The sequence below is a fragment of the Trichococcus flocculiformis genome (genome assembly GCF_900113645.1).
Lineage (GTDB): Bacteria > Bacillota > Bacilli > Lactobacillales > Aerococcaceae > Trichococcus > Trichococcus flocculiformis.
The window spans coordinates 1-25,567 of the sequence record NZ_FOQC01000035.1; the positions used below are offsets into that span (position 1 = coordinate 1).

Annotated in this window: 23 protein-coding genes and 1 pseudogene; 16 read left to right on the forward strand and 8 right to left on the reverse strand. The window is 45.6% G+C overall.

Features of this window, described 5'->3' with window-relative positions; all coding sequences use genetic code 11:
• Positions 1-270 (forward strand): annotated as a pseudogene (locus tag BMZ71_RS10605) (IS1634 family transposase); the annotation flags it as partial.
• Between the two features lie 247 nt (positions 271-517).
• Here the strand turns inward: BMZ71_RS10605 and BMZ71_RS10610 are convergent.
• The gene (locus tag BMZ71_RS10610) at positions 518-1,324 is read right to left on the reverse strand and encodes a hypothetical protein (RefSeq protein ID WP_086989001.1); all 807 of its coding nucleotides are present in this window, start codon (positions 1,322-1,324) and stop codon (positions 518-520) included.
• Between the two features lie 161 nt (positions 1,325-1,485).
• On the opposite strand from BMZ71_RS10610, the gene BMZ71_RS10615 reads away from it, so the two are divergent.
• From BMZ71_RS10615 to BMZ71_RS10630, 4 genes are all read left to right on the forward strand, one after another.
• Positions 1,486-2,526: an ATP-binding protein gene (locus tag BMZ71_RS10615; protein ID WP_086989002.1), complete on the forward strand. Its 1,041-nt coding sequence runs from the start codon at positions 1,486-1,488 to the stop codon at positions 2,524-2,526.
• A gap of 9 nt (positions 2,527-2,535) precedes the next feature.
• Positions 2,536-4,764 carry a S8 family peptidase gene (locus BMZ71_RS10620; RefSeq protein WP_086989003.1) on the forward strand — a complete coding sequence of 743 codons (2,229 nt, stop codon included), beginning with the start codon at positions 2,536-2,538 and terminating at the stop codon, positions 4,762-4,764.
• Between the two features lie 56 nt (positions 4,765-4,820).
• Positions 4,821-5,597, forward strand: a complete 777-nt coding sequence (locus BMZ71_RS10625) for a toll/interleukin-1 receptor domain-containing protein (RefSeq protein WP_086989004.1) — start codon at positions 4,821-4,823, stop codon at positions 5,595-5,597.
• 305 nt (positions 5,598-5,902) lie between these two features.
• A complete protein-coding gene (locus tag BMZ71_RS10630; RefSeq protein WP_068621338.1) occupies positions 5,903-6,280 on the forward strand; it encodes a Rid family detoxifying hydrolase in 378 nt (125 codons plus the stop codon).
• A gap of 320 nt (positions 6,281-6,600) precedes the next feature.
• On the opposite strand, the gene sdaAA is transcribed toward BMZ71_RS10630, so the two are convergent.
• Positions 6,601-7,539, reverse strand: coding sequence for an L-serine ammonia-lyase, iron-sulfur-dependent, subunit alpha (gene sdaAA, locus BMZ71_RS10635; RefSeq protein ID WP_086989005.1), 939 nt, complete (start codon positions 7,537-7,539; stop codon positions 6,601-6,603).
• Between the two features lie 18 nt (positions 7,540-7,557).
• A complete protein-coding gene (locus tag BMZ71_RS10640; RefSeq protein ID WP_177187590.1) occupies positions 7,558-8,238 on the reverse strand; it encodes a serine dehydratase beta chain in 681 nt (226 codons plus the stop codon).
• A gap of 199 nt (positions 8,239-8,437) precedes the next feature.
• Between BMZ71_RS10640 and rpiA the strand changes: the two genes are divergently transcribed.
• Both rpiA and BMZ71_RS10650 read left to right on the forward strand, forming a co-directional pair.
• Positions 8,438-9,115 carry a ribose-5-phosphate isomerase RpiA gene (rpiA, locus tag BMZ71_RS10645; protein WP_086989007.1) on the forward strand — a complete coding sequence of 226 codons (678 nt, stop codon included), beginning with the start codon at positions 8,438-8,440 and terminating at the stop codon, positions 9,113-9,115.
• 80 nt (positions 9,116-9,195) lie between these two features.
• Positions 9,196-10,497 carry a pyrimidine-nucleoside phosphorylase gene (locus BMZ71_RS10650; RefSeq protein ID WP_086989008.1) on the forward strand — a complete coding sequence of 434 codons (1,302 nt, stop codon included), beginning with the start codon at positions 9,196-9,198 and terminating at the stop codon, positions 10,495-10,497.
• Positions 10,498-10,815: 318 nt separating this feature from the next.
• Here BMZ71_RS10650 and BMZ71_RS10655 read toward each other — a convergent pair whose 3' ends face one another.
• On the reverse strand, positions 10,816-11,520 hold the full coding sequence (locus tag BMZ71_RS10655) for an MgtC/SapB family protein (RefSeq protein WP_177187591.1): 705 nt from the start codon (positions 11,518-11,520) through the stop codon (positions 10,816-10,818).
• Positions 11,521-11,688: 168 nt separating this feature from the next.
• On the opposite strand from BMZ71_RS10655, the gene BMZ71_RS10660 reads away from it, so the two are divergent.
• The 3 genes from BMZ71_RS10660 (at position 11,689) to trpX (ending at position 14,121) form a co-directional block, all read left to right on the forward strand.
• Complete coding sequence (locus BMZ71_RS10660) at positions 11,689-12,393, forward strand: AzlC family ABC transporter permease (RefSeq protein WP_086989010.1); 705 nt, start codon at positions 11,689-11,691, stop codon at positions 12,391-12,393.
• Positions 12,386-12,709: an AzlD domain-containing protein gene (locus tag BMZ71_RS10665; RefSeq protein WP_086989011.1), complete on the forward strand. Its 324-nt coding sequence runs from the start codon at positions 12,386-12,388 to the stop codon at positions 12,707-12,709. The genes BMZ71_RS10660 and BMZ71_RS10665 overlap by 8 nt, the downstream gene beginning before the upstream one ends.
• 386 nt (positions 12,710-13,095) lie before the next feature.
• On the forward strand, positions 13,096-14,121 hold the full coding sequence (gene trpX, locus BMZ71_RS10670) for a tryptophan ABC transporter substrate-binding protein (protein ID WP_086989012.1): 1,026 nt from the start codon (positions 13,096-13,098) through the stop codon (positions 14,119-14,121).
• A 346-nt stretch (positions 14,122-14,467) separates the two neighbouring features.
• On the opposite strand, the gene fni is transcribed toward trpX, so the two are convergent.
• Genes fni through mvk form a run of 4 tightly spaced genes read right to left on the reverse strand, consistent with a single transcriptional unit; the run spans position 14,468 to position 18,624 of the window.
• The gene (gene fni / locus BMZ71_RS10675) at positions 14,468-15,535 is read right to left on the reverse strand and encodes a type 2 isopentenyl-diphosphate Delta-isomerase (protein WP_086989013.1); all 1,068 of its coding nucleotides are present in this window, start codon (positions 15,533-15,535) and stop codon (positions 14,468-14,470) included.
• Positions 15,532-16,647, reverse strand: coding sequence for a phosphomevalonate kinase (locus tag BMZ71_RS10680; RefSeq protein ID WP_086989014.1), 1,116 nt, complete (start codon positions 16,645-16,647; stop codon positions 15,532-15,534). The genes fni and BMZ71_RS10680 overlap by 4 nt, the downstream gene beginning before the upstream one ends.
• 23 nt (positions 16,648-16,670) lie before the next feature.
• Entirely contained in the window at positions 16,671-17,678 is a 1,008-nt protein-coding gene (mvaD, locus tag BMZ71_RS10685) for a diphosphomevalonate decarboxylase (protein ID WP_086989015.1), read from the reverse strand.
• Positions 17,671-18,624: a mevalonate kinase gene (gene mvk / locus BMZ71_RS10690; protein ID WP_086989016.1), complete on the reverse strand. Its 954-nt coding sequence runs from the start codon at positions 18,622-18,624 to the stop codon at positions 17,671-17,673. The genes mvaD and mvk overlap by 8 nt, the downstream gene beginning before the upstream one ends.
• A 359-nt stretch (positions 18,625-18,983) precedes the next feature.
• On the opposite strand from mvk, the gene coaA reads away from it, so the two are divergent.
• The 6 genes from coaA (at position 18,984) to BMZ71_RS10720 (ending at position 25,409) form a co-directional block, all read left to right on the forward strand.
• Positions 18,984-19,907 carry a type I pantothenate kinase gene (gene coaA, locus BMZ71_RS10695; protein WP_068558478.1) on the forward strand — a complete coding sequence of 308 codons (924 nt, stop codon included), beginning with the start codon at positions 18,984-18,986 and terminating at the stop codon, positions 19,905-19,907.
• Positions 19,908-19,928: 21 nt separating this feature from the next.
• Positions 19,929-21,482, forward strand: coding sequence for a glutamine-hydrolyzing GMP synthase (gene guaA / locus BMZ71_RS10700; RefSeq protein ID WP_086989017.1), 1,554 nt, complete (start codon positions 19,929-19,931; stop codon positions 21,480-21,482).
• Between the two features lie 325 nt (positions 21,483-21,807).
• Positions 21,808-22,557, forward strand: coding sequence for a metal ABC transporter ATP-binding protein (locus BMZ71_RS10705; protein ID WP_086989018.1), 750 nt, complete (start codon positions 21,808-21,810; stop codon positions 22,555-22,557).
• A complete protein-coding gene (locus BMZ71_RS10710; RefSeq protein WP_086989019.1) occupies positions 22,547-23,404 on the forward strand; it encodes a metal ABC transporter permease in 858 nt (285 codons plus the stop codon). Before BMZ71_RS10705 ends, BMZ71_RS10710 begins: the two co-directional genes overlap by 11 nt.
• Entirely contained in the window at positions 23,394-24,338 is a 945-nt protein-coding gene (gene efaA / locus BMZ71_RS10715) for an Mn/Fe ABC transporter substrate-binding lipoprotein EfaA (RefSeq protein ID WP_086989020.1), read from the forward strand. Before BMZ71_RS10710 ends, efaA begins: the two co-directional genes overlap by 11 nt.
• A 129-nt stretch (positions 24,339-24,467) precedes the next feature.
• Positions 24,468-25,409: an alpha/beta hydrolase gene (locus tag BMZ71_RS10720; protein ID WP_086989021.1), complete on the forward strand. Its 942-nt coding sequence runs from the start codon at positions 24,468-24,470 to the stop codon at positions 25,407-25,409.
• Positions 25,410-25,567 lie beyond the last annotated feature (158 nt).

Here is a 25,567-nt window from a genome sequence, read left to right on the forward strand (position 1 = left end):
CTCAACTTCAGAAGAATGCAAGTTTCGTCCGAATTATCCCTGAACGGGAAGCTTTTCGTGGAATTCATCGCTTTAATCTACTTGTCCTATGTGAAAAAGAAGATGCAGGATGCCGAGCTATTTAACCAATGGACTCTCCAAGGTGTACTGGATGAACTGGACACGATTGAATTATTCGAGTCCCCCGGACATGGACGCCTGTTGGGAGAGGTTACGACGAAGCAAAAGGAATTATACGAGGCGTTAGGCGTTGCCCTTCCCTCGTTATAAATTCCGGGAATTCAGGTAATATGAGAAAATGCCAAAATTGATGAATTAAAACGTTTAGCCAATTTGGCTCAAGAGTTTGAGGGAATACCAGTCGGTTACGAAATGAAAGAAATACATCGATGATATTATTTGTTATCCCGATTGAAATAACATTGCATATGGCGCGGCTTGCTTATCTGAAGAAACAGGTTTTCTGGGGGAAATTCCATCACATGGGGGATTTGAGTACTTTACTTGATTATGCAGACTATTTAAAAATACTGTCCATGTAGTTATTAAAAAAATATCCTGCAACAGCAACTACTATATAAGTGAGTGCTTTAAACCACCATTGTTCATTAAGTGATGCAAGGATTCCTTTAATTGAAAGGCCGTAGATTTTAATCCATGGGGTATACGTTTTTAATTGTTTATTTATTGCAAGGTTAATGAAGTTCTCGAAAATATCAACTTTTCTTAAACAAGACATTTGGATTAATTTATACTGTCTTTGATGTAGAGCTTTTACTTCATCTAAGGTATCAGGATTATTATTGTATCCTGGAAGAAAATCATTAGGAGAGGAGATTTTATTCTTGGTGATAAGCGATTCCATCCTAGGATGTTTTGCATAACCTTTTCCATAGGCGTCTATGAACAGAGAAGCTAGATTTATTTTTTTATCATCAGCAATGTATTTGGGTCTGCCACCTAAAACCCGATATCGATGTTCAATAGCTTTAAACCCATAATTATCGCTATTCATTCCCCAATGAATCCATTTCTTCTCTAGGTTCTTGTTTACAAATTTATAATAATCAGATAGCATCTTTTTTTCAATTTTTTCTTGGTTATTTGGAATAGCATCATTTTCTATATTCATTTCTTGAGCTGCTTTATATAAGGAAAAAGATTCCGTTTGACCATCAGCTAACTGTCGGACTGCAATTGATGATATTATCTGTGATACTTTAAAATTATCACAGGTATAGTGAACGATGATGTAATTATCAGGTCTAGTATCTATCTCTTTTAAGGTACTTACTGCTTTTTTTCGTTTTTCATATTGCGCCAATGCTATACTCTCCCTGCTTAATCATAGTCTGGTTTTCGTTTTGATAAATTTATCATAAGTGAATTAAGTTAAAAACACAACAAAAAAATTAAAATTTGTCCCAAAATAATGTTTTTTGTCCCTGGTCGTGGTATAATGATTGCAGATAGGAAGTGAAAACTATGAAGAAAAAAAATATTTTGAACTTGATTAGGTACCATGCGGAAAAGAATGATCTCCAATTTAGAAATGAAGCAGTTGACATTGCGCGTTACTTTGATTCAATTGGTGACCACCAACTATCCGAATACATTATGAGCTTATTGTCTGACGTCAATACATTTGTTCCTCAAAATGAATCTTTTGAAAGCTTATTCTTTAAGGAGATTGAGTTTAATGCTGACCCTTTACCGCTTCCTAAGTCAATCGCGGATGACATAAAAGGAATAATCAATGCAGTTAATCACCATGTAGGAATAAATAAATTTTTATTCGAGGGACCCCCTGGTACGGGTAAAACCGAAACTGTTAAACAAGTTGCTCGGTTGCTTAATCGTAAATTATATATGGTTGAGTTTAGTGAATTGATTGATAGTAAAATGGGGCAAACAGCCAAAAATATAGTAACCGTTTTCAATGAAATTAATCGAGTCCCTTTCCCATCTAAATTGGTTATATTATTCGACGAAATTGATGCAATCGCATTAGACCGAGTGAATTCCAATGACATTCGAGAAATGGGGCGCGCAACGTCTACTATTTTAAAAGAGTTGGATAAATTGAATGAAGATGTTGTTCTTATCGCTACTACGAATCTATTCGAGAATTTCGATAAAGCGCTGATAAGAAGATTTGATACGGTCATCAATTTCAATCGATATGATAAAGATGATTTGATTGAAATCGCTGAAATCATATTGAATTCCCTATTAAAAAAATTCAAGAATTCTGGTAGGGATATGAAAATATTTAAAAAAATCATTTCAAACATGGATGAAATTCCTAATCCCGGAGAGCTGAATAATCTAATCAAAGTTTCGCTGGCATTTAGTGATCCGAACAATGAGTATGATTATCTCAGAAGATTATTGAAATCAACGCAGAAAAATCTTGATGATATGAACTTAAATCGTCTGCAAGCGATGGGGTTCACTTTGCGAGAAATTGAAGTGTTGACTGGTATATCGAAAAGCCAAGTTTCTAGGGAACTGAAAGGAGAGTAGCATACTAGTATGAATGATATTTTAAATTTAAAAGGTAGCTTTAATCAAAATTCTAGTAATCGGAAACCAGGGTCTCCAAAGTTGCCTGGAAATACAATTGTTAAAACTGAACAGATAAAAAATTTAATTACGTACCTGCTTGAAATGAAACGATTTTGGCAATCTCAAACTATTTTAAATGGCTGTTTGATCAGTGTGTACTACAATAAAATAGCTGCAAAAAGTAATCGGGTTCAAGGATTTCTTTCATATGGCAGTGCACTCCCTAATTCAACGATTGTTGGTGCTAAATTTTCAGATGGTCAGCCTAAACATATCATTACTCACTTTGTTCCTTTGAAGGCGATTGATGAATCAATATCTTTAGCTGGACAAACGATAGCCATTTTAAATCAAGAGTTTGGTGGAAAGGTGACTGATGTTGAGTTTAATGCACCAAATAGTTTAAAAGATATTGATTTTTCAGTGTACGGAATTGTTAAGACGAAGTTTCAAAGAATTATTGTTGATACCGCTTATGTTGAAAAATTTGATGTAGAAAGAAGTACTGTTGATGCAAATAAAACTTCAATTGTAACACTTTATGATACTGGTGCAGATACGAAAAAAATCTTGGGGAAATTAGGTATCCCTATATTCAATGAACGAATCATTGATGACACGACAATTCTACTAGATAATAATTACTTGCAGGTTCTATTACAGAAGGCACCTTATTTGGTAGCGATGGCTACCGAAAATATCTCCGATTTAGCTCCAAGTGACTTTCTTGAAACCTACACTGAGCAGTACCGTAGTATACCTGCACCGGCAAATGAGCCAACAATCGGTGTTATTGATACGCTCTTTGATGAGAGAGTTTATTTTGGTAAGTGGGTAGAATTTCATAATATGATGGATGAAAATATTCCTATTGAGCCCTCTGACTATAATCATGGTACTGCTGTTTCATCAATTATCGTAGATGGTGTTGCGATCAATCCGAAATTAGATGATGGATGTGGTCGATTTAAAGTACGTCACTTTGGAGTTGCTACAAGTCGAGCGTTTAATTCTTTTTCGATTATTCGTTCAATCAAAGAAATCGTGACAAGTAATAAAGATATTCGTGTGTGGAACTTATCATTAGGTTCAAATGACGAAGTCAATGCGAATTTTATATCCGCTGAGGCAGCGGTATTGGATCAAATTCAATTTGAAAATGATGTAATTTTTGTTATTGCCGGTACAAATAAAAAATCTAATGAAGGCGAAAAAAGAATTGGTGCTCCCGCTGACTCGATTAACTCTGTAATTGTGAATTCAGTCGATAGTGGGAAAAATCCCGCTCCGTATTCCCGAAAAGGTATCGTATTATCATTCTTTACTAAGCCGGATGTGAGTTACTACGGGGGGGTACAAGGCAATCGTATAGCAGTTTGTGAACCCCTAGGTAAATCAGAAGTTTCAGGAACATCTTTTGCAGCACCCTGGATTGCGAGAAAGCTTTCTTATTTGATTGATATTATTGGTTTAAATAAGGAAATTGCAAAAGCATTGTTGATTGATTCAGCAATTGGTTGGGAGAGTCGGAAAGAGTTTGATGAATTATCCCTAAAGGGACATGGAGTTGTTCCTGTAAGAATTGAAGACATTATTCAATCACCAAATGATGAAATAAAGTTTGTGGTATCAGGAATATCCGAGAAATATGATACTTTCAACTACAGTTTTCCTGTACCAGTCTATAAAGAGAAGCATCCATTTGTAGCAAAAGCTACTTTATGCTATTTCCCTAAGTGTTCGAGAAATCAGGGAGTAGATTATACAAATACTGAATTGGATCTTTATTTTGGTAGGCTAAATAATGTTGGAAAACTTCTTACAATCAACAAAAATAAGCAGAGCATCGAAGATGAATCTCATTATGTTTATGAAGAAAATGCTAGAAAATCCTTCCGAAAATGGGATAATATCAAGCATATCAGTGAACCATTCACGCCGCGTTCTCAAGCCAAAAAAATCTATGATAACCGTTTGTGGGGAATGAGTATCAAAACTAAAGAGAGACTTAATCCTAGAGATGGTGAAGGGATTCGCTTTGGTGTAGTAGTCACATTAAAGGAAATCAATGGTGTGAACCGGATTGAAGATTTCGTACAACAATGTAGTTTAAAAGGTTGGCTAGTTAATCGTATAAATGTTGAAAATCAAATTGATATTTATCAAACGGCTAATGAAACAATTGAATTTGATTAGCATCGCTGTTAGTTGCATCGTAATGTGTATCTGAAGATAAAGGAGATGTTTAGTATATGATTTTTCTTTCTCACAATTCAAAGGATAAGCCAATCGTAGAGCCGTTAGCTTTACGATTGAGAGAAACTTTTGGTCAAGACAATGTATTCTATGATTCATGGGCGATTCAGCCAGGAGATGGAATTATTGCAAAAATGAATACTGGTTTGGAAAAATGTAGAATTTTCTTTTTGTTTGTTTCTAACAATAGTTTATCTAGTAAGATGGTTACCATGGAATGGCAAAATGCAGTAATGAAATCAGCTCAAGAAGGGGTAAAAATTATTCCTATTCGTTTAGATAGTTCTATTATGCCAATTCTTTTGCTTCAAACATTATATATAGATCTGTTCTCAAATGGACTTGAAGTTGCACTGAAACAGATGGTTGATGTAATTCAAGGGGCTAATAATTTTCGCCCTCTGAATAATCAGTTTTCAAATCTAAAAGCAATTTATAATTTTAGTGGTAATGATTTTGAGTTATCAATAGTTGCTGAACATTATATGGAACCAAAATCCCATTACTTAGTTTTGCTTGGAAATACGAAGGAGCAAGCTGAGGTAACAATGAAACAAGATGGAATGAGTCATACAGGATTTTCGCCAAATGTTGTTCTTGATAGCGGAGTCGAAGGGAACGGTTGGTACATTGGTGTATCAGAAGCTACCGTACCTGGATTTCCATTTGGTATTTCTGGACGTTCAAAGAATGGGGCTAAACTAAATTTTCTTACTGTATTGCATGAAGTGTCCCAAAATCAATGGGTAAGTATTCCAACACTATTCAGATAAAGCTTGACGACTACTAAATTGTATTCGTTTTCCTTTTTGAGGGTAGACAGCCATACAGGTTTGTTTGTTCGTCGATTTTGTATCTGATTCGTCTGAAGATGACCTTTGCGGGAAAAAGAGTAAATCTAAAAATGTCACCACTAATAATGAAGCTGTAATAGCTGTTAGAATGGCACCTATGCCCTCAACTGATGGATACTGCTGATCCTTAAAGTTTCAAATAGCCCGTCGGAGAAATTCCGCTTCACAATCCTCGCAAGGTTGTGCTATCATTAAAATAAGATTAAAAGAAAGAAGGGGATCTCTTGACCAAATTCATCAGTACAGACAAAGCGCCCGCAGCGATCGGGCCTTATTCGCAAGGAACAAGAAAGAACGGATTCATCTTTTCATCCGGGCAATTACCGATCGATATGGAAACGAAAGAACTTGTATCCGATCCTGCAGCAGCGACAACGGCCAGCTTGAACAATGTGCTGACGATCGTCAAAGCGGGCGGCGGATCGTTGGAATCGATAGTGAAGGTCAACGTGTTCGTGAAGGACATCAATGATTTTGACGCAATCAACGGCGCATACACTGCATTCTTCGGCGAACATAAACCAGCCCGCTCTTTGGTGCAGGTTGCCGCGTTACCGAAAGATGCCGTCATCGAAATCGAAGCCATCGCAGTCAAAGACTAATACTAATAAAGAAGAACGGGTGTCTCACTTGGAGACATCCGTTCTTCTTTTAGATAGGATTTAGTTCAGGATGTCCGATTCTTGCGCGTTATCGGACATCCCGCAGGACAGTCGCGCTCTAGTTGTCCGATTCATACGAGATATCGGACAACGATCAATCTGAACGTGTGCGAGATGTCCGATTCATACGCATTATCGGACATCCTGCAGGGCATTCGAGTTCTAGTTGTCCGATTCTTACGGGTTATTAGACATTCTTAGCATGGCCATAGTTGCCGCATGATGAATCTCAGGTCAAACAATTAGGAGAGAGACGTCTGTTATTCAAACGGATTGGCCTTGATCGGTGGCTGGTCATCGACCCATTCCGGCTTGATTTCCAGTTGCTGGCCGAAGATCATCATTTTGAGGCGGACGCCTTCGCGGGTGGCTGCGAGGCCGCCCAAGCCGGTTTCGCGCAGGGAGGCGGGAAGGTTTTTTCCGACTTTGCGCATCGCTTCGATGACATCGTCAGCCGGGATTTTGTTCGTCAGTCCGGCCAAGGCCATATCGGCGCTGATCAGGGCATTGACCGCACCGATTGCATTGCGCTTGACGCAGGGAATCTCGACCAGTCCGGCAACCGGATCGCAGACGAGGCCGAGCAGATTGCTGATAGCCATCGCCATCGCTTCCGATGCCTGCTCCGGCGTGCCACCTGCGATTTCGACGGCCGCAGCGGCAGCCATCCCGGATGCGCTCCCGACTTCGGCCTGGCACCCTCCGGCAGCACCGGCAATCATGGCATTGTTTGCGATCACCATGCCAAAACCACTGGCACAGAACAGCATCTGGACCATCTGCTCTTCCGTCAGACCCAGTTTGTCCTTGATGGCGAACATCACACCGGGCAAAGTCCCTGATGAACCAGCGGTAGGGGTGGCGCAGATGATTCCCAATGAAGCATTGACTTCGTTGGTGGCGATGGCGCTTTCTACTGCAATAAGCAGGTCATCTCCTGAAAGCGTGTTGCCGCGTTGACGGTAGTTCCGCAGCTTTACGGCTTCACCGCCTGTCAACCCAGTGGGGGAAAATACGCCATCACCAGCCAAACCTTTTTCGACTGCGGCTTTCATGACGTGGTAATTGTTGCGCATCTGTTCCCAAATATCCTCGCGCATCCGGTGGCTCTTGGCCATTTCCTGCAGCAGCATCAATTCGGAAATCGGCTTACCGCTTTCCTCTGCGGCCTTCACCAATTCTGCAATCTTATTGTACAAAGCGCTATTCCTTCTTTCCTAACTGATCAGTATCGCCTTTTCGATGAAAGGCAGTTCGTTGATTTCGTAGATCATTTCTTTGGTGGGGATCGTATCCAGATAGAGGACGACCCATTCGGTATCACTCTCCCTAAAGATGCGGATATCGTTCAGTGGATAGCCTTTGAATGCGAAATAATTCTGCCATTCCGCTTCGCTGTAAAGATGATATTGGAGCGTATTCTGATGGATGAAATAGATAGGCAGATGCGCATCCAGACGCATCGAAAAGTTATCCATGGCGACATGGTTCAGAACAATCGAGCCGCCTCCGATGGAACTGCCCGTGACGGAAATTTTTTTCTTGTCCCGCTCCAACACCATTGTGGCTGTGTTCGGGTGGCCAACAGGAGAGTCACCGATTTCTTCGATGAAGGTCACGGCTATCTTTTGGGATTCGGCCATCTTCAGGGATTGCGGAATCATCGGATCATCCGCCGCAAAACCAAGAATACCGCCGAGGATCGCAAAATCAGTGCCGTGACCGAGATGGGTATCCGAAAAGGATTCGTAATAATGGATCGTGACTTTTTTCGGTTTGACCTCGAACAGTTGCGCTGCCGCTTTTCCCAAGGCCAGGGCACCTGCAGTATGCGAACTGGAAGGACCGACCATGACCGGACCGATGATATCGAAAATGCTTCTGAATGTATGGCTCATGACGATCTCCTCCTCGTTATCGGTTGATAAAAGCTTGCTTCTCATTATAGCGAAAAGGCTGTCGGAATGACAGAACACCGCTTCGCTTTTTTAGATTATTCTAATGGCTTTCCAACGGAGTTTCCGCTGGCTAAGATAGTAACGCTTCCTTTCCGTATGATATAATGATGGCATCATCCTGAAAGGAACGCGTGAGAAAATGGAACTAAAAGAACTGGTTGGATTAAAAGCTGCAGAATACATCAAAGACGGTATGACAGTAGGTCTGGGAACGGGCTCGACTGCTTATTATTTTGTCAAAGAAATCGGTAGACGTGTAAACGAAGAAGGACTGGCAATCACCGGGGTGACGACTTCAATCCAAACGAAGGAATTGGCTGAATCGTTAGGGATTCCATTAAAAAGTGTGGATGAAGTGACCCACATCGACATCACAGTGGACGGAGCTGATGAAATCAGCGAAGATTTCCAAGGGATCAAAGGTGGCGGCGGAGCCTTATTATTCGAAAAAATCGTTGCCGACAATTCAAAAGAAGTCATTTGGATCGTCGATGAAAGCAAAATGGTTAAACATCTTGGCGCATTTCCCCTGCCGGTGGAAGTCGTCCGCTACGGATCGATCCAACTGTTCAATAAATTCAATGAAAAAGGCTATAATCCGGAATTCCGCAAAACTGCAACCGGGGAGAATTATTTGACTGATGAGAAAAACAATATCATTGATCTCCATCTGGGCGAAATTCTGGATCCGAGAGCGCTTGCCGAAGACTTGATCCATCTTACCGGTGTCGTGGAACATGGGTTGTTCCTTGACTGTGTGGATACCGTTTTGGTCGGGACAAAAGACGGCGTGAAAGTCATCGAGGCAAATAGATAAGCTTCAGTTTAAGGCTATAAAAAAACGATTTGCGTTGCGTTTGATATTCGAAAAGTCAGATTCAGATGGAGGAAAAGTCTATGAGAATGGTAGATTTAATTATCAAGAAACAAGAAGGCAAAGCCTTGACGAAAGAAGAAATCCGTTTCATCATCGCTGGCTACACAGATGGATCGATCCCTGATTATCAGATGAGCGCATGGGCGATGGCTGTCTTTTTTCAGGATATGACGGATGAGGAACGGATGGAATTGACGATGGCTATGGCTGAATCCGGAGACCAGATCGATCTTTCCGCTATTGAAGGCATCAAAGTCGATAAGCATTCAACGGGCGGTGTCGGCGATACGACGACGCTGGTTTTGGCTCCATTGGTGGCCAGTTGCGGTGTGCCGGTAGCGAAAATGAGCGGACGCGGACTCGGGCATACAGGCGGAACGCTGGATAAACTCGAATCGATCCCCGGTTTCCACATTGAAATTGATGAAAAGGAATTTGCTGCCATCGTGAATGAAAATAAGGTCGCCGTTATCGGACAATCCGGCAATCTTTGCCCAGCGGACAAGAAATTGTATGCGCTCCGGGATGTGACCGGAACCGTTAACTCGTTACCGCTGATTGCAAGTTCGATCATGTGCAAAAAAATCGCAGCCGGGGCGGATGCGATTGTGCTGGATGTGAAAACGGGAGCCGGTGCATTCATGAAGACGGAAGAAGATGCTAAGGCACTTGCCCACGCCATGGTCAAAATCGGCAATTTGGCCGGCCGCAAAACGATGGCGATCATTTCCGACATGAGCCAGCCGCTGGGGGTAGCGGTCGGGAACGCCTTGGAAGTCGAAGTGGCTATCGAAACATTGAAGGGCAATGGGCCGAAAGATTTGGAGGCGCTCTGCATCGAATTGGGAAGCCAGATGGTCTATCTGGGCGGAAAATCGGCTGATTTGGCTGAAGCCCGCGAATTGGTAACCGAGAACCTCCGCAATGGCAAAGCGTTGGAGAAATTCAAAGTTTTTGTCGCCTCTCAAGGAGGGAATCCAGCAGTAGTGGATGATTATTCCTTGATGCCGCAAGCCTCGCGCCAGCAGGATGTTTTGGCCGAAGCATCCGGATATGTGACGGAGATTGTTGCGGATGATATCGGCGTGGCAGCGATGCTGCTGGGCGCAGGGCGTGCCACGAAAGAAAGCATGATCGATCTGGCAGCCGGGTTGAAGATCCTGAAGAAAGTCGGCGATCCGGTCCAAAAAGGTGAAGCAATCGTTAGAATGTTCGCCAATAAAGCGGATTTTAGCCCGGCCGAAAAGCTGATCCAGGAAGCTTATTCCATCGGCTCCGAAAGAAATGAAATCACTTTGATCCACGGCATCATCACAGACTGATGAGAGGGCTGTCCCAAAACAAGGGATGACCTTCTTTTTGTCTTCTGACTGGACGGAGGAGGGCGCCTGTGACCGTGTCCAGCTCCGGCGAACGGGCCATCCGCCGGAATTAGTTGGTAATGTTCAGCTTCAGCTTCGACAAAGCCTGCCCCACCGGAGGACACAAGCAGAATGTGGGGTGAAATCCGGCGAAACCAGCGTTAACCGGAGCAGGGCAGTTCCATAAAAAGTTTCAACATAAAAGAAGCAACCGAAACTCGCGCTCCGGTTGCTTCTTTTGCTGTTCCAGCTGAGATGCCGCATGATACTTGCCATTCACTATTGATCGAAAGTCACGTTTGTGATGTCTTTACTCATATTCAACAGATCATTCACCAGATCCTTCTTCTTGTAGTAATGCGGCAAATCAATCCCATAGATGACGATGTAGTTCGGGTGCTCGGACTCCGGATTCTCAATCAGAAACTTCATGTCCGAAGTCTCAATATTGTTTTCGGAAAGGAACAATTCAATCACTTTTTTCAAATCCTGGTGCCGGTAATGAACCTCCAAGTGGAGCCCGCCTATGGAAGTCCTGATTTTCTTGATGATGTGCAGGACTATATACAGTATCAGACAGCCTATGACAGAAAGAAAATAGTAGCCCATTCCGACAGCAATTCCGAGTCCCGCGACCGTCCAGATGGTTGCCGCTGAAGTAAGGCCGGTAACCGTATCCCGTTTGGTGATGAGGATCGTTCCGGCCCCGAGAAACCCGATTCCGCTGACAATCTGGGCGATGATGCGGGTAAAGTCGACGGTGATGCTGGATGCGATATCCGGATTGGCGATAGCCAAGTTCAGGCTGTAATAACCAATTTCGAGCTGGATCAAAGTGATGAGGCAGGCGGACACGGACACGATGATGTTCGTCCGCAGACCTGCCGCTTGGCGATTCTCTTCGCGTTCATAGCCGATGACGCCGCCGACAAAGACTGCCGCAAGCAAGCGCAATGTGATTTCCAATGTGCTGATTGTGTACACCGTAATTCCCCCTTTCAAAATAGTATATTTCCTCCATTTTAAAGGATGCGGTGTATTCTGTAAAAGGAAATGACGATTTTCTGAAAATGTGCAGAATCACGCCGAGTATTGCTTCATCATGTGATAAAATGAAACATAACATGAATTTTTGATTAGAGGAGGGACAATATGTCGAAAAAAGAATGGTTGGCTGGCATGAAAGCCATCTATCCGGTTTGTTTCGGCTACATTCCGATGGGCCTGGCTTGCGGAGTTTTGCTGCAGCAAGCCGGCTATCATTGGCTGGCGGTCATGCTGATGAGCCTGCTCATCTACGGGGGCGCTTCCCAGTTCATGATCGCTTCGATGACAGTGGCGGGGGCAGGGCTACTGGAAATGGTGATCATGATCTTTTTCATCAATCTGAGGCACTTGTTGATGAGTTCCAGCCTGGCTCACCGGATCCGCGAGAAGAGCACGGCTTTCAGCATATTCTTTGCACAGACGATCACTGATGAATCGTTCGCCGTCAACACGTTGTATTTCAGAACCGAGGGCATGTGGAATCCGACGAAAGCAATGGCCGCGAATGTGACGGCCTATTCAACTTGGATTATTAGCACGGGAATAGGCGCGATGGCCGGAAAGAGCATCGCTTTGTCGCCGGTTGTGATGAACTACATCCTGATTGCGATGTTCATCTTTCTGCTCATTTCCCAAATCGAGAACCGTATCGTGTTCTGGACGGCGGTATATTCCGGCATCATGGCGGTCGTGCTGATGAACTTGCTGCGCCATAACATCGCCATCGTCCTGACTTCGATATTGGCTTCTGGGTTCGGGCTCTATCTGCAGAACAAAAAAGACGATAAGGAGGGGATTTTGCGTGGATGACCAAACATTGTGGCTCATTTTGGGTGGCGGATTGGTGACTTTTTTGCCCAGATGGCTCCCTATCGTTGCTTTGAAGAACGCGCGGATTCCGATCTGGTTCCAGAAATGGATGAGCTTTCTGCCGGTTTCCATCTTTTCGGCATTGATCGCTTCGGATATCTTTTTCTGGGAGGGCAATGTTTCCTTGAATATATTGGATAATGCCAAACTGTTGCCGTCGCTTGTGACTGCGGTGGTGGCTTATTATTCGAAAAATATGATTCTCTCCGTCATTGTCGGCATCGTGGGTATCAGCCTGATGGTGTGGGTACTCTGATTTTTTTGTTTATTTTTAATGTATTCGCCATCGTTTTCTCATTATTATGTTGACATACTTTTGTTTGTTGATTATGATAAGTGTATACCCAAGGGAAAAGGAGGCAGTCGCAATGCAAACGATCACGCGTGTTACAGCAACGAACGGAATAAGCTGGCAAAGCCGCATAGTGTAGGTTGATCGTGTGACAGGGCTGTCCATAGATGCAACCTCAGATTCAGTCTGGATTAGCGTCTATGCGGATTTTTCCTTCTTTTACTGATTCAGGAAACCAACACCGCAAAGACTATTAGGGTCTCTGCGGTTTTTTTGTGTCCAACAATGCGTTGCCGATCCAGATTGGGATATGTGCGGAAAATCAAATTTCAAAAAATGGAGGAGTTTTGATGATGAGAAATGGGATAAAAAACATGTTGCGATTGAGCTCGGTAATGGCGATCGGGTTGTTGGCTGCTTGCGGAAACACAGTGTCGGAAAATGATTCTTCAGCGGCTACAAATGAAAGCGAACAGGAACAGGTCTATATCGGCATCCTGCAGTTGACGACGCATCCAGCCTTGGATCAGATTACGGAAGGCATCCTGGATGAGTTGGCGGCGGCCGGCTATGTCGATGGTGAAAATGCCACCATCGATTTCCAGAATGCGCAAGGCGATCAAGCGAACATGAAATCGATCGCTGAAAGCTTCGTCAGCCATGACGCGGATATCATGATCGGTGTTGCGACACCTGCCGCGCAAGCATTGAAGAACGCATCAGATGAGATTCCGGTGATCCTTGGCGCAGTACAGGATCCGGTCGGCGCCGGATTGGTCGAATCCTTGGAAGCTCCCGGCAGCAATGCAACGGGGCTGTCTAACCGGACACCATCCAACGAACAGATGGCATTGATCAAGCAATTCCTGCCGGATGCCACAACGATCGGCGTCATGTACACGACCGCCGAAGACAATGCGATCATCTCCGGTCAGCGCGCCGAGCAAGCGGCAGCGGACTTAGGCTTCGAGGTCGTCACGAGAACGATCACTACCACGAACGATATCGCCCAAGCGGCGGAAAGTCTGGCCAAAGAAGTGGACGCGATCTATGTACCGAATGATAATGTTATCGCGAGTGGAATGGCAACCTTGGTGGACGCGGCCGATGCGTTCGGTATCCCGGTTTTCCCGGCAGCTGACACGATGGTGAAAGATGGCGGCGTTGCAACCTTTGCACCTAGCCAATACGGCATGGGTACGCAAATCGGCCAAATCGCAGTCGATATCCTGAAAGGCGCGGATCCGGCGACTTATCCGGTCCAACTGGTCAAAGAGAATTCCGTTTACATCAACCAGGCTAAAGTCGACGAACTGGGCTTGACGATTCCGGAAGAAATCAAGGCCGATGCGGTGTTTGTGGAATTGGCTGAATAATAATTGTTTAGGGGAAAGGCTCATCCAACTGCGGATGGGCCTTATCAGTCGGGTTTTTTGTGATTTCTGGTAATCATTTTGTCGACAGATGCGGAATCTCTCGATAGTTTGGAAACCCATCCCGGGCGTACGCCCGATAGAAGTGCCATCTGTCGGGTTTCGGAACTGAAATGCAGGTCGTACACCTGACGGGTGGTCAAACTGTCGACTTAACGTTCCCCAATGCTTACGTAACACCTGACATTATAAGGATTCTGTCCAGAAAATCGGCTATACAAATAAAATAAAAACGCGCCAGTGAACGGTATCTTTCTACCGGTCACTGGCGCGCTTCTTTTATTTTCAATTATTGTTGCACTGATCGATTGGCGTACTGTCGGTAGTCGATCCCGCGCATGTCGCACCAGTCTAGGATATCCCGTTGGAAAATAAGGTCTGTCCGAGCCAGATCGGCAACCGACGTTTTGCCCAGCATGGCCATCACTGTCGTGATCTGTTGCTTCCAAGCTTCGATCGTTTCGGCAGTCTTCTCCGGACCTTCGCTCAGTACCATATGCAGGAACTGACCGGAAAGTCCAGCTGCTTTTGCACCCAAGCTCAGCGCTTTGACGATATCCAACGGTGTTTTGATGCCGCCGGATGCGAGAAATTCCGCTTTCCCTCGATGCGAAGAGGCTTCCAGCAACGAAATAACAGTCGACTGGCCCCAATTTTCCAAATCGTCATAGGTAATCGCTGTACGTCTTGCGTTTTCAATCGCTGCAAAGTTCGTGCCGCCTTTGCCGGAGACATCAATGGTATGGACACCAACGTCAATCAGCTGTCCGATCGTTTCCCGGCTCATACCGAAACCGACTTCCTTCACGATGACGGGGACACCGACATGAGCGCTGATTTCCTCGATCTGGCGCAGCCACATCGTGAAATCGCGGTCGCCTTCCGGCATGATCATTTCCTGCGGTGCATTAATGTGGATCTGCAAAGCATCGGCTTCCAGAATATCGACGGCGCGCTTGGCATTTTCGAGCGAATGGTGGGCGCCGATATTCGCGAATATCTGTCCGTTCGGATTTACCTTGCGGATGACCGAAAAGCTGTCGCTTACGCTGGGATCCTTCAAGGCTGCGCTGACGGACCCGGAAGCCATCGCCAAGCCGGTCATTTTTGCGACCGCGGCCAGATCGGCATTGATCTGTTTTGTCCGTTCGCTGCCGCCGGTCATGCCGTTGATGTAGAAGGGCGCAGCCAGGCTCATACCGGCCATCTCGGTCTGAAGGGAGATATCCGCCACTTTCAGATTGGGCATAGAGTGATGAACGAAGCGCATCTTCCCGAAATCGGAAAGATCGGCTGGTTGATATTGTTTTTCGGCCAGATCGACGTGCTGGTCTTTTCTGTTTGAATCAAGCGTCATTCGGATGCTCCTTTCCATTCGATGGGTGCAGCGGCGCGTACGTACTTGAATACATGCAGCGGCAAGTTCATGATTCCGACTTTTTCCCATTCCGAAATCAAAGGGATGATGCCCGATTGTCTGTCGATGATGACGATACCGCAGTCACCGCCACCGGCACCGGATGATTTTGCCGCACCCAGGTTTTTCTCGGCCAAATCGCATAATTGCGTCAAGGGGGGCGTCTCAATGACGACACCGGTGTGCGCAGTCAATTGCTGCAACAGCAAGCGGTTCTCCCGGATGCCTGCCTGAATCGCCTGCAGATCGCCCTTTTCGAAAGCGGCGATCATAGCGTTCACGCACGTTTTACTGGCACCCAGGAATGTTTTGTAAAAATCGTCAATGCCGCCGCGGACATCGTTGACGCGATCGACAAGGTGGGTTGTGGAAGCCGGCGAGCCGGTCCAGCCGATCACCAACCGCAGATTGGCTGGTGGTGTCAATGGCCGGATCATCAACTGCGGCCATTCTGTCTTCAACAACTCGGTGAGCGTCAGCTCGGTGGCCTTATCCATTACCCATTGCCTGTCAAAACAGGCATAAGCGATCCAGCCGCCGTAGGTACTTGCTGCGATGTCCCCGAAGGAACCGTTGCTTTTGACGGACAAATGCGCCAAGGATGCGAGCTTGTAGACCAATTCGAATTCCGGGTCGATCGCATAAAATTTCAGCAATGCTTTGATGGTCGCGACCGTCACTGCGCCGCTCGATCCAAGTCCGTATTTTTTACCACTGGCGTTGTCCAATTCGCTCTTCACAGAGAGATGGAAGTAAGATAACGGAATCCCGGATTCTTTGATGAAGCGTTCCGTCACCTTGACCGCCTCGGTAATGTAGAGGAACGGATTTTCGCGCTGGTCGATGACCAACTGGTCTTCTTCACGGGTCCAAGGTATCGGCAACCCGCCGTATTGTGCCGACCTGATCGTCCCGGTCGTATCGGCTTCCTCCAAAGAAACCGTAATGAACTGATCCAAAGCGACCAAAATCGATGGGTGGCCCGGCGTCACTACCGCATATTCTCCGGCAATGAACAATTTACCCGGAGCACTTGCTTCTGTTACAGTCATGAATTCAACCCTCTCTGTTTCTGTTAGTCGTTCCAATTGTAGACAGCGCGTTCGGCTGCAGTCAATTCCCGGATGCCTTTGCCGGGCTTGGTGATGATCAATTTATCTTCTGTGAAATGTTCCAGCAACGCTTGTTTTATCGTTTCGGCTTGCGAAAGGCGGCACAGCACTTTCACATTCGGACCGGCATCCATCGTGACATAGCAAGGGATGCCTTGTTTGCGCAAAGTTTGTGCTGTCTTGATGGCGACGATGCTATCAGGTTCCCAATAGGAAAATGGCGGTTCTGCCCCCAACATGGTTCCATGCATTTTCATGCCGTTCGCTTCGGTGATTTCGCCTAAGCGGATGAAATCTTTCGCAGCGATGGCTGCTTTGATGTCCTGGATATCTTTTTTCGCCGATTCGACCCAAGCCGGATAGAAGGGAGAAGTTTCGACCGTACGTTTCATGCCGATGCGGCTGGAGACTTCTTTCGCTTTCTGGTTGACCGCCACAATGACCATGCCGATATCCCAGCTGGCATCGTCGACCGGGACTGCGAAGGAATCGTCGGAACAAGTCCCCATGTCCCATTCCACAAAACCGCCGTAGATGCTGCGGGTCGCACTGCCGCTGCCGCGTCTTGCGAAAGTCGAGAGGCGTTGGGGATCCAGATCAAGTCCCAAAGCTAAGTTGGCAGCTCCTGCCAAAGCAGCGAAGGCGGACGCGGAGGATGCCAAGCCGGCTGCGGTAGGGACATGGTTGATGCTCTCTACGCGCGCACGCATGGCTGTCTTTTTTTCTTCACGGAACAGATCAAGGAACTTGGAGATTTTTTTGGTTTCTTTTTCGCCTTGCTTCTCGCCGTTCAGATAGAAGGAATCCTGCGCGAACGAATCATCGAAGACAACCATCGTATCCGTGTATAGTTTGTCCAAGGTCATGGAAAGGCTGCTGTTCATAGGCAAAAAATCGATTTCGTCCCGCTTTCCCCAATATTTGATCAACGCGATGTTAGTATGCGCTCGGACATAAGCTTGATTAGACATCTTCAGTTCCTCCCATTTGATAGATCCAAGTCCGGATCGCACCGGCTTGACGGATAGCTTCTTCAATTTTTTCCGCTTCGGAGCGGTTTCTGGCCAAAGCGATCATGCAACCGCCGCGGCCGCCGCCAGTTAATTTGGCGCCTAACGCTCCTCCAAATCTGGCTGCTGAAACGAGTCTGTCCAGATCAGGGCTGGATACGTCCAGAAAAGACAAGACTGCATGAGCCTGGTTCATCAATTCCCCTAATTGTGACGGATCATTTGCCTCGATCGCGGATTTTGCTGTTAGAGCAAAAGTGCCCAATCGGGAGATGGCGTCCCGGTATGGTTGCGGATTTTTTCCATTCAGTTTCGCTGCGATGCTGGATACTGCTTCCTTTGTTTGGCCGGTCACACCGGTATCGCCGACTATCAAATAAGCCTTCAGGTTCAAAGGGAAAGCTTCGAAAGGCTGACCTTTTATGTAAAAGAGCGGTGCGTCGCCGCTTGCCGTGGCGGCATCCAGACCGCTGGGGTTTCCGTGTGCAACTTTTTCGGATATATTGACGAGCCGGAGCAGGGTCGCTTCATTCAGCGGCTTATCGAAGTAGGCGAAAAGGGCGCGGGTCAAGGCCACTGATACGGCAGCGCTGGAACCCATGCCTCTTTCGGCCGGGATGGTGCTCGCGAGCGAAATCGCTAGGTTTTCATCCGAAACCTGCAGTTCGGCCATTGCCGAGTGGATAGCTGTCCGCATGCTTTCCAGGATTTCAGGCATTTCTGCAGCGATGCCGTTATAATAGGAACAATCAATGGTCAAGGGACCTTTCGCTTCGCATACGGTCGCGGTCATTTCGACTGCCGGAAAGGGTAGTGCGATGGAAGGCTCTCCGTGTACGACAGCGTGTTCACCCATCAGGATAATTTTGCCGTGCGATGTGCCGGTTGAGCAACGTGTATTTGTCATAGAGTATCGTCCTTTACTGATTCTTACGCGTCTTCTATTATGCTTGCTGTACATGAATTTGGCAAATCGCCATTATTTAGTCGAAACTTTTGGATTTGTGAAGGTGCCGCATGTGTAATAACGACAAATTCAGCACATATTTTTCGCTATTTTCTATCATCGTTTTCATTGTATCGGAGCAAAATTATAAAGTAAATCAATTATTCGGGATTTTATGGAAACTTAAAAAGCTATCGCTTTGCAGAATACAAAGATTAGGTTTCGATTAAAAATAAATGTTCGTATTTGATGGGGGTTAAATTTTCAGAAAAGTATGATACAATTACCAAAAGTTTGATTATTTCCAGAAGGGAAAAGCTATGATAGAAGATAGAAATTACTACGAAATCCATCGTGAAGAATGGCAAACTTTTCATCAAGATTCCATTCCGACAATCACGGAAGAGGAACTGAAGGAATTGACATCATTGAATGATAGGCTCTCATTGGAAGATGTTAAGGATGTCTATGTGCCATTGGTGCATATGTTCGATATATACTTGCAACAGTACCGGAATCTTCAGCGGGATAAAAGCAGATTTCTTGGCAGATCCTATGAACCGTCCCCGCTTATTATCGGCGTAACGGGCAGCGTTGCAGTCGGTAAAAGCACGACAGCGCGTGTTCTGCAGAACCTTTTGAAGCGAGCTTATCCCACAAAAGCTGTCGAATTGATGACAACAGACGGTTTTCTGTATCCGAACCGGATACTGAGGGAACGCAACATCATGGATCGCAAAGGATTTCCGGAAAGCTACGATATGGAGAATTTGGTGCAATTCCTGTTGGATGTGAAGACAGGCAAGCCGAATGTCCGGTTTCCAGTCTATTCCCACCGTATTTATGACATTGTTGCTGGTGAGTATGAAGAAGTGAATCATCCGGACATCCTGATTGTGGAAGGGATCAACGTGCTGCAGCTGCCCAGCAATCAACAGATTTATGTCAGTGACTTCTTTGACTTCTCCATTTATGTGGATGCTGAAGAAGAAATGATCGAAAAATGGTACATCGAACGTTTCGAAATGCTGATGGACCTGGCGATCGATCAGCCGGACAATTATTATTACAACTATGCGATCGGCAAAAGGGAAGACGCAATCGAGATGGCTAGAGGCGTCTGGAAAAGAGTCAACCTCAAGAATCTTCGGGAGTATATCTATCCCACAATCACACGGGCAAATTTAGTGATTCACAAAACGACAAATCACTTTATTGATGAATTGTACATAAAAAAATATTAAGGAAATTGGAGAGATTATTAGATGATAGAGCAATTTACCGAGTTGGAAAAAATCGTCGTACTGGATTTCGGCAGTCAATACAACCAATTGATTACCCGACGCATCCGTGAATTCGGCGTATTCTCAGAATTGGTTTCACACCGGACAACTGCTGAGGATATCAAAGCGATGGGGAACGTCAAAGGGGTCATTTTCTCTGGCGGCCCGAACAGCGTCTATGAAGAAGATGCTTTTAAAGTCGATCCGGCCATTTTCGACATGGGCATTCCGGTATTGGGCATTTGCTACGGCATGCAACTGATGACCGATCATTTCGGTGGAAAAGTCATTCCTGCCGATGAAAGAGAATACGGACGTTCCGACATCCAAATCCTTGATTTGGATTCGCCGATGTTCAAAGGCCTTGCAGATATCGAGTCTGTCTGGATGAGTCATGGTGACAAAATCACGGAAATCCCTGCCGGATTCAAAGTGATTGCCAAAAACGACACTTGTCCGGTCGCAGCTTTCGCTAATGCAGCAGAAAAATTCTATGGCGTTCAATTTCACCCGGAAGTACAGCACTCTGTACACGGAAACGAAATGTTGAAGAACTTCGCCTTCGGAGTCTGCGGTTGCTCAGGAGACTGGTCGATCGCCAACTTCATCGAAATCGAAACAAAAAAAATCAGAGAAACTGTCGGCGACAAAAAAGTTTTGTTGGGACTTTCCGGCGGGGTTGATTCAAGCGTAGTCGGCGTATTGCTGCACAAAGCAATCGGCTCGCAATTGACTTGTATTTTTGTTGACCATGGCTTGTTGCGCAAAGGCGAAGGCGATCAAGTTATGGAAAGCCTTGTAGGCAAATTCGGCTTGAACATCATCCGCGTTGATGCGAAAAAACGTTTCATGGACAAACTGGCAGGCGTCAGCGATCCGGAACAAAAACGTAAAATCATCGGTAACGAATTCGTTTACGTCTTCGACGATGAAGCGACGAAATTGCAAGGCATCGACTTCTTGGCGCAAGGAACGCTTTACACAGACGTGATCGAAAGTGGAACCGAGACTGCCCAAACAATCAAGTCCCACCACAACGTAGGCGGACTGCCTGAAGATATGCAATTCAAATTGATCGAACCATTGAACACATTGTTCAAAGATGAAGTCCGCGAATTGGGAACACAGCTTGGCATGCCTGACAGCATCGTTTGGCGCCAACCTTTCCCAGGCCCTGGTTTGGGTATCCGCGTCATCGGCGAAATCACCGAAGAAAAATTAGAAATCGTCCGCGAATCTGACTACATCCTGCGCGAAGAAATCGCGAATGCTGGTTTGGACCGCGATGTATGGCAATATTTTACAGTCCTGCCAGGCTTCCGCAGCGTAGGCGTAATGGGCGATGGCCGTACGTATGACTACACAATCGGTATCCGCGCCGTGACATCCATCGATGGCATGACGTCCGACTGGGCACGCATCCCTTACGATGTTCTGGACAAAATTTCCCGACGCATCGTAAATGAAGTGAAGCACGTTAACCGCATAGTGTACGATATTACGAGCAAGCCACCATCGACCATCGAGTGGGAATAAACTTTCACATATAGAACCCTGAAAATATTCATTTAACGGGCTGTATGGTGTAATAAATTATAAATCATCTTTTTAAGTTGTAGCATGAATGAACTCCATTCATGTATATGACCTAAAAAGGTGATTTTTTTGCATTCATACGAAAGGAGCTTAAGAACAGGTATGCGGAAAATGTGAAATACTTGCTCATTTACCCGTAATAAGCTAAACTTAAATAAAAAGTTAGGCATGCCTAATAATATGTTTAATTAAACCGTATGCATAGTCGGGCGCGATACAAATTCGGTTCCCAGAAAATATAAAAACGAGAAAGGAACAACACATCATGGAAAATTTAATAATCCAGAATATGAATATAGCCTATCAAGGGCAATCTGCAATCAAGAATGCAACGCTTGCGTTTGAGCCGAACAAATTAACAGGGATTGTAGGACCAAATGGAGCCGGGAAATCAACCTTATTGAAAGGGATCATGGGCTTGACGCCGTTAAATACTGGAGCCGTAAGTCTTTACGGCAAACCGCTGAAAGACATGATAAACAAGATAGCTTATGTCGAACAAAGACAAGAAATCGACCTCTCATTTCCGATAGATGTTTTCGGAACCGTGCTATTTGGCACCTACGCCAAATTAGGTTTTTTCCAGAGACCAAAACAAAAAGAAAAGGATTTGGCATTGAAGGCTTTAGAGAAAGTCGGTATGGCAGCTTTTAAAGATCGGCACATCAGTGAATTATCCGGTGGACAGCTGCAGCGCGTGTTCATTGCGCGAGCGTTGGCACAGGAAGCGGAATGGTTATTGCTTGACGAACCTTTTGCCGGGATCGATGCCACCAGTGAGAAAATCATCATTGAGCTGTTGAAACAACTTCGCGATGAAGGCAAATCAATCGTGATCGTGCATCATGATTTGCATAAAGTACAGTCGTATTTTGATGATATTGTCCTGATCAATAAAGAAGTGGTTGCCTTTGGTACAGTTTCCGAGGTATTTACTGCCAATAATATGGGAAGGGCTTATGGGGAAGCGATTTCCGAAATGATCAGTCTAGGAGGTGGAACAAATGTTAAATGAATTCATTCAAGGACTCTTGGATTTCCAATTCCTGCAGAACGCTTTGATTACTTCCGTCATGGTCGGGATATCTGCCGGAATCATCGGTTCCTTCATCATCCTGCGGGGAATGTCTTTGATGGGGGACGCCATCTCGCACGCAGTATTACCGGGAGTGGCGCTATCTTACATGCTGAGGAGCAGCTATATCATCGGGGCCACGATTTTTGGGATGGCGTCGGCCGCTCTCATTGGTTTTGTCACGAAACACAGTCGTTTGAAAAACGATACGGCGATCGGAATCGTCTTCAGCGCCTTTTTTGCTCTAGGGATCATCTTGATTTCCTTCGCCAGAAGCTCCACGGATTTGTATCACATCCTCTTCGGGAATGTGCTGGCAGTTCGGGATTCGGATATGTTTTTGACAGCCGCAGTGCTTGTCATCGTCTTGATAGCAGTTCCGCTATTCTATAAACAACTCAAACTGACTTCCTTTGCGCCGACGATTGCAAAATCATACGGTTGGAACATCAGTGCCATCAACTATGGGTTGATGTTTTTGCTGACACTTGTGGCGGTGACTTCGCTGCAGACAGTCGGGACGATTCTGGTGATCGCAATGCTGATCACCCCAGCTGCGACAGCCTACCAACTGACCGATAAATTGCTCGTTATGATTGTCCTCTCGACAGTATTTGGAACGCTCAGTTCGATCGTGGGGCTTTACTTCAGCTACAGTTACAACTTGCCGTCCGGGGCGACGATCGTCATGGCAGCAGCTGTATTTTTCATTGTGGCATTTATATTTGCACCGAAAAAAGGCCTTATCGGTCAATTAAGAAAGGAGAATTTACAATATGAAGAATAAACTATTTCTGCTTGCTGCAGTGCTTTTTGTAGGTGCTTTGGGAGGTTGCGGAAATTCCCCGGATGATGATAAAGGCAGTGCGGATGCAACAGACACATCAGAAGCCAAGCTTAAAGTGGTCTCCACCAATTCCATTATTGGCGACATGGTAGAAAAAGTTGGAGGGGATTTGATCGATGCGCACAGTATCGTGCCTGTCGGGACCGATCCGCACGAATACGAACCCTTGCCGGAAGACATTCGAAAAGCCAGCGAAGCCGATGTCGTGTTCTACAACGGATTGAATTTGGAAACCGGCAATGGCTGGTTTGACAAATTGATGGAAACTGCTGGTAAGGCGGAAGATGAGGATTACTTCGTTGTCAGTAAAAATGTCGAACCGCTGTATTTGTCGAGAAACAGTTCGCAACAAGATCCGCATGCCTGGCTGGATATTTCAAATGGCATCCGGTACATCACCGAAATCACGCGCGTCATGAGCGAGAAAGATCCTGAAAATAAAACAGCTTATGAAAAAAACGCGGATGCTTACATTGCCGACTTGACGGAACTGGACAGCAAAGCGAAAAAAGAATTCGCGGATATCCCTGAGCAAAAGAAACTGTTGGTGACCAGCGAAGGAGCTTTCAAATATTTCTCCCAAGCTTACGGACTGCAAGCCGCCTATATTTGGGAAATCAATACCGAGAGTCAAGGCACGCCTGATCAGATGAAGCAAATCATTGAAAGAGTCCGGGATTCTGAAGTTCCGGTTCTCTTTGTGGAGACGAGCGTAGATCCCCGAAGCATGGAACGATTAGCAAATGAGGTGGATCTTCCCGTTTACAGCAATCTGTTCACGGATTCCGTTGCGGAAGAAGGGGAAGACGGCGACAGCTATTACGATATGATGAAATGGAATGTAGAAAAGATTCATGAAGGATTGAGCCAATAACAGCGATTCGTTACCTACTGTTGTGGTGCTTGACATTTTGAACCGGTCTCGTTAAATTGGAGAAAAGTATAGCGGTATCCAGGCTTATGAACCATAGGTATAACCTGATACCAGAAGAGGGGTCCACTCATGACGGTAGTATCATTCACTTTCAAATCAAGTGATGGCAAGGAAATCTTCGCGATGAAATGGTCTCCCGAAGACCAGCAGAAACCGAAAGCGGCCGTTCAGATTGCGCATGGTTACGCAGAACATATCGGACGCTATGATGTTTTTGCACGCAAACTGGCGGAAGCGGGGATTGTCGTCTACGGAAACGATCATCGTGGCCATGGCAAAACGAACGGGAATGCCGGCGAAGCGATCTGCTTTGCGGATGAGGCTGGATTCGACAAGGTCGTCGCGGATATGCGCGCGCTGACTGAAAACATCCAATCAGAAAATCCCGGCATTCCGCTGTTCCTGTTTGGTCACAGCATGGGCTCTATGTTGACGAGACGCTATATCCAGCTGTACGGGGACGACCTTGTTGGCGCAGTTCTGTCCGGTTCCGGTGTCTTTTCGAATGGATTGCTGAAGCTCGGCACCGTCGTGGCAGCGTCGGAAATCAAAAGGAATGGTCGTGCTCATCCAAGTCTGTTGCTGGATAACCTGGTCTTCCAAAACTTCAACCGGGGTTTCAAACCCGCCCGGACGGATTTGGACTGGCTCAGTCGGGACGAGGCAGAAGTGGATAAATTTCTGAAGGATCCGTTACGCGGAAAGATCGGTTCGGCCGGTTATTTCCATGATTTCTTCTGCGGTTTGCTGGCCATGAACGATGCCGCGAATATCCAATCAATACCGAAAGACCTGCCGCTGCACTTCATTTCCGGCACCGCCGATCCAGTCGGGGGAAAGGGCGGAAAAGGCATCGTCCAGACATGCAGGGCTTACCAACAGGTTGGCCTTCAGGACGTGAGCTATAAACTATATGAGGGTGCCCGTCATGAACTCCTGAACGAGACGAATAAAGGGGAAGTGACACAAGATATAATTGAGTGGATTTTTGCTCGTTTGGAATCTCTTTGATTGGAATAAAAATTTTAAGCTTACCTGATTTTTCGCGAAAACTGAGAAATCAGGTAGGCTTTTTTAGCATGTAGGAATTTATAAAATTTGTTCAACTCAAAAGTGCATCACCGTAGGTGTTTCACAAGTTTGGAAAATGTTTCATGCATCTAAAATGA

Bases quoted from the DNA above. Each gene is read 5' to 3' on its own strand.
- BMZ71_RS10625 (WP_086989004.1), top strand. From the start codon at position 4,821: ATGATTTTTCTTTCTCACAATTCAAAGGATAAGCCAATCGTAGAGCCG.
- BMZ71_RS10710 (WP_086989019.1), top strand. From the start codon at position 22,547: ATGTTAAATGAATTCATTCAAGGACTCTTGGATTTCCAATTCCTGCAG.
- BMZ71_RS10660 (WP_086989010.1), top strand. From the start codon at position 11,689: ATGTCGAAAAAAGAATGGTTGGCTGGCATGAAAGCCATCTATCCGGTT.
- guaA (WP_086989017.1), top strand. From the start codon at position 19,929: ATGATAGAGCAATTTACCGAGTTGGAAAAAATCGTCGTACTGGATTTC.
- BMZ71_RS10720 (WP_086989021.1), top strand. From the start codon at position 24,468: ATGACGGTAGTATCATTCACTTTCAAATCAAGTGATGGCAAGGAAATC.
- BMZ71_RS10680 (WP_086989014.1), bottom strand. From the start codon at position 16,647: ATGACTGTAACAGAAGCAAGTGCTCCGGGTAAATTGTTCATTGCCGGA.
- BMZ71_RS10705 (WP_086989018.1), top strand. From the start codon at position 21,808: ATGGAAAATTTAATAATCCAGAATATGAATATAGCCTATCAAGGGCAA.
- efaA (WP_086989020.1), top strand. From the start codon at position 23,394: ATGAAGAATAAACTATTTCTGCTTGCTGCAGTGCTTTTTGTAGGTGCT.
- rpiA (WP_086989007.1), top strand. From the start codon at position 8,438: ATGGAACTAAAAGAACTGGTTGGATTAAAAGCTGCAGAATACATCAAA.
- fni (WP_086989013.1), bottom strand. From the start codon at position 15,535: ATGACGCTTGATTCAAACAGAAAAGACCAGCACGTCGATCTGGCCGAA.
- mvk (WP_086989016.1), bottom strand. From the start codon at position 18,624: ATGACAAATACACGTTGCTCAACCGGCACATCGCACGGCAAAATTATC.
- BMZ71_RS10650 (WP_086989008.1), top strand. From the start codon at position 9,196: ATGAGAATGGTAGATTTAATTATCAAGAAACAAGAAGGCAAAGCCTTG.
- BMZ71_RS10615 (WP_086989002.1), top strand. From the start codon at position 1,486: ATGAAGAAAAAAAATATTTTGAACTTGATTAGGTACCATGCGGAAAAG.
- trpX (WP_086989012.1), top strand. From the start codon at position 13,096: ATGATGAGAAATGGGATAAAAAACATGTTGCGATTGAGCTCGGTAATG.
- BMZ71_RS10640 (WP_177187590.1), bottom strand. From the start codon at position 8,238: ATGAGCCATACATTCAGAAGCATTTTCGATATCATCGGTCCGGTCATG.
- mvaD (WP_086989015.1), bottom strand. From the start codon at position 17,678: ATGTCTAATCAAGCTTATGTCCGAGCGCATACTAACATCGCGTTGATC.
- BMZ71_RS10620 (WP_086989003.1), top strand. From the start codon at position 2,536: ATGAATGATATTTTAAATTTAAAAGGTAGCTTTAATCAAAATTCTAGT.
- coaA (WP_068558478.1), top strand. From the start codon at position 18,984: ATGATAGAAGATAGAAATTACTACGAAATCCATCGTGAAGAATGGCAA.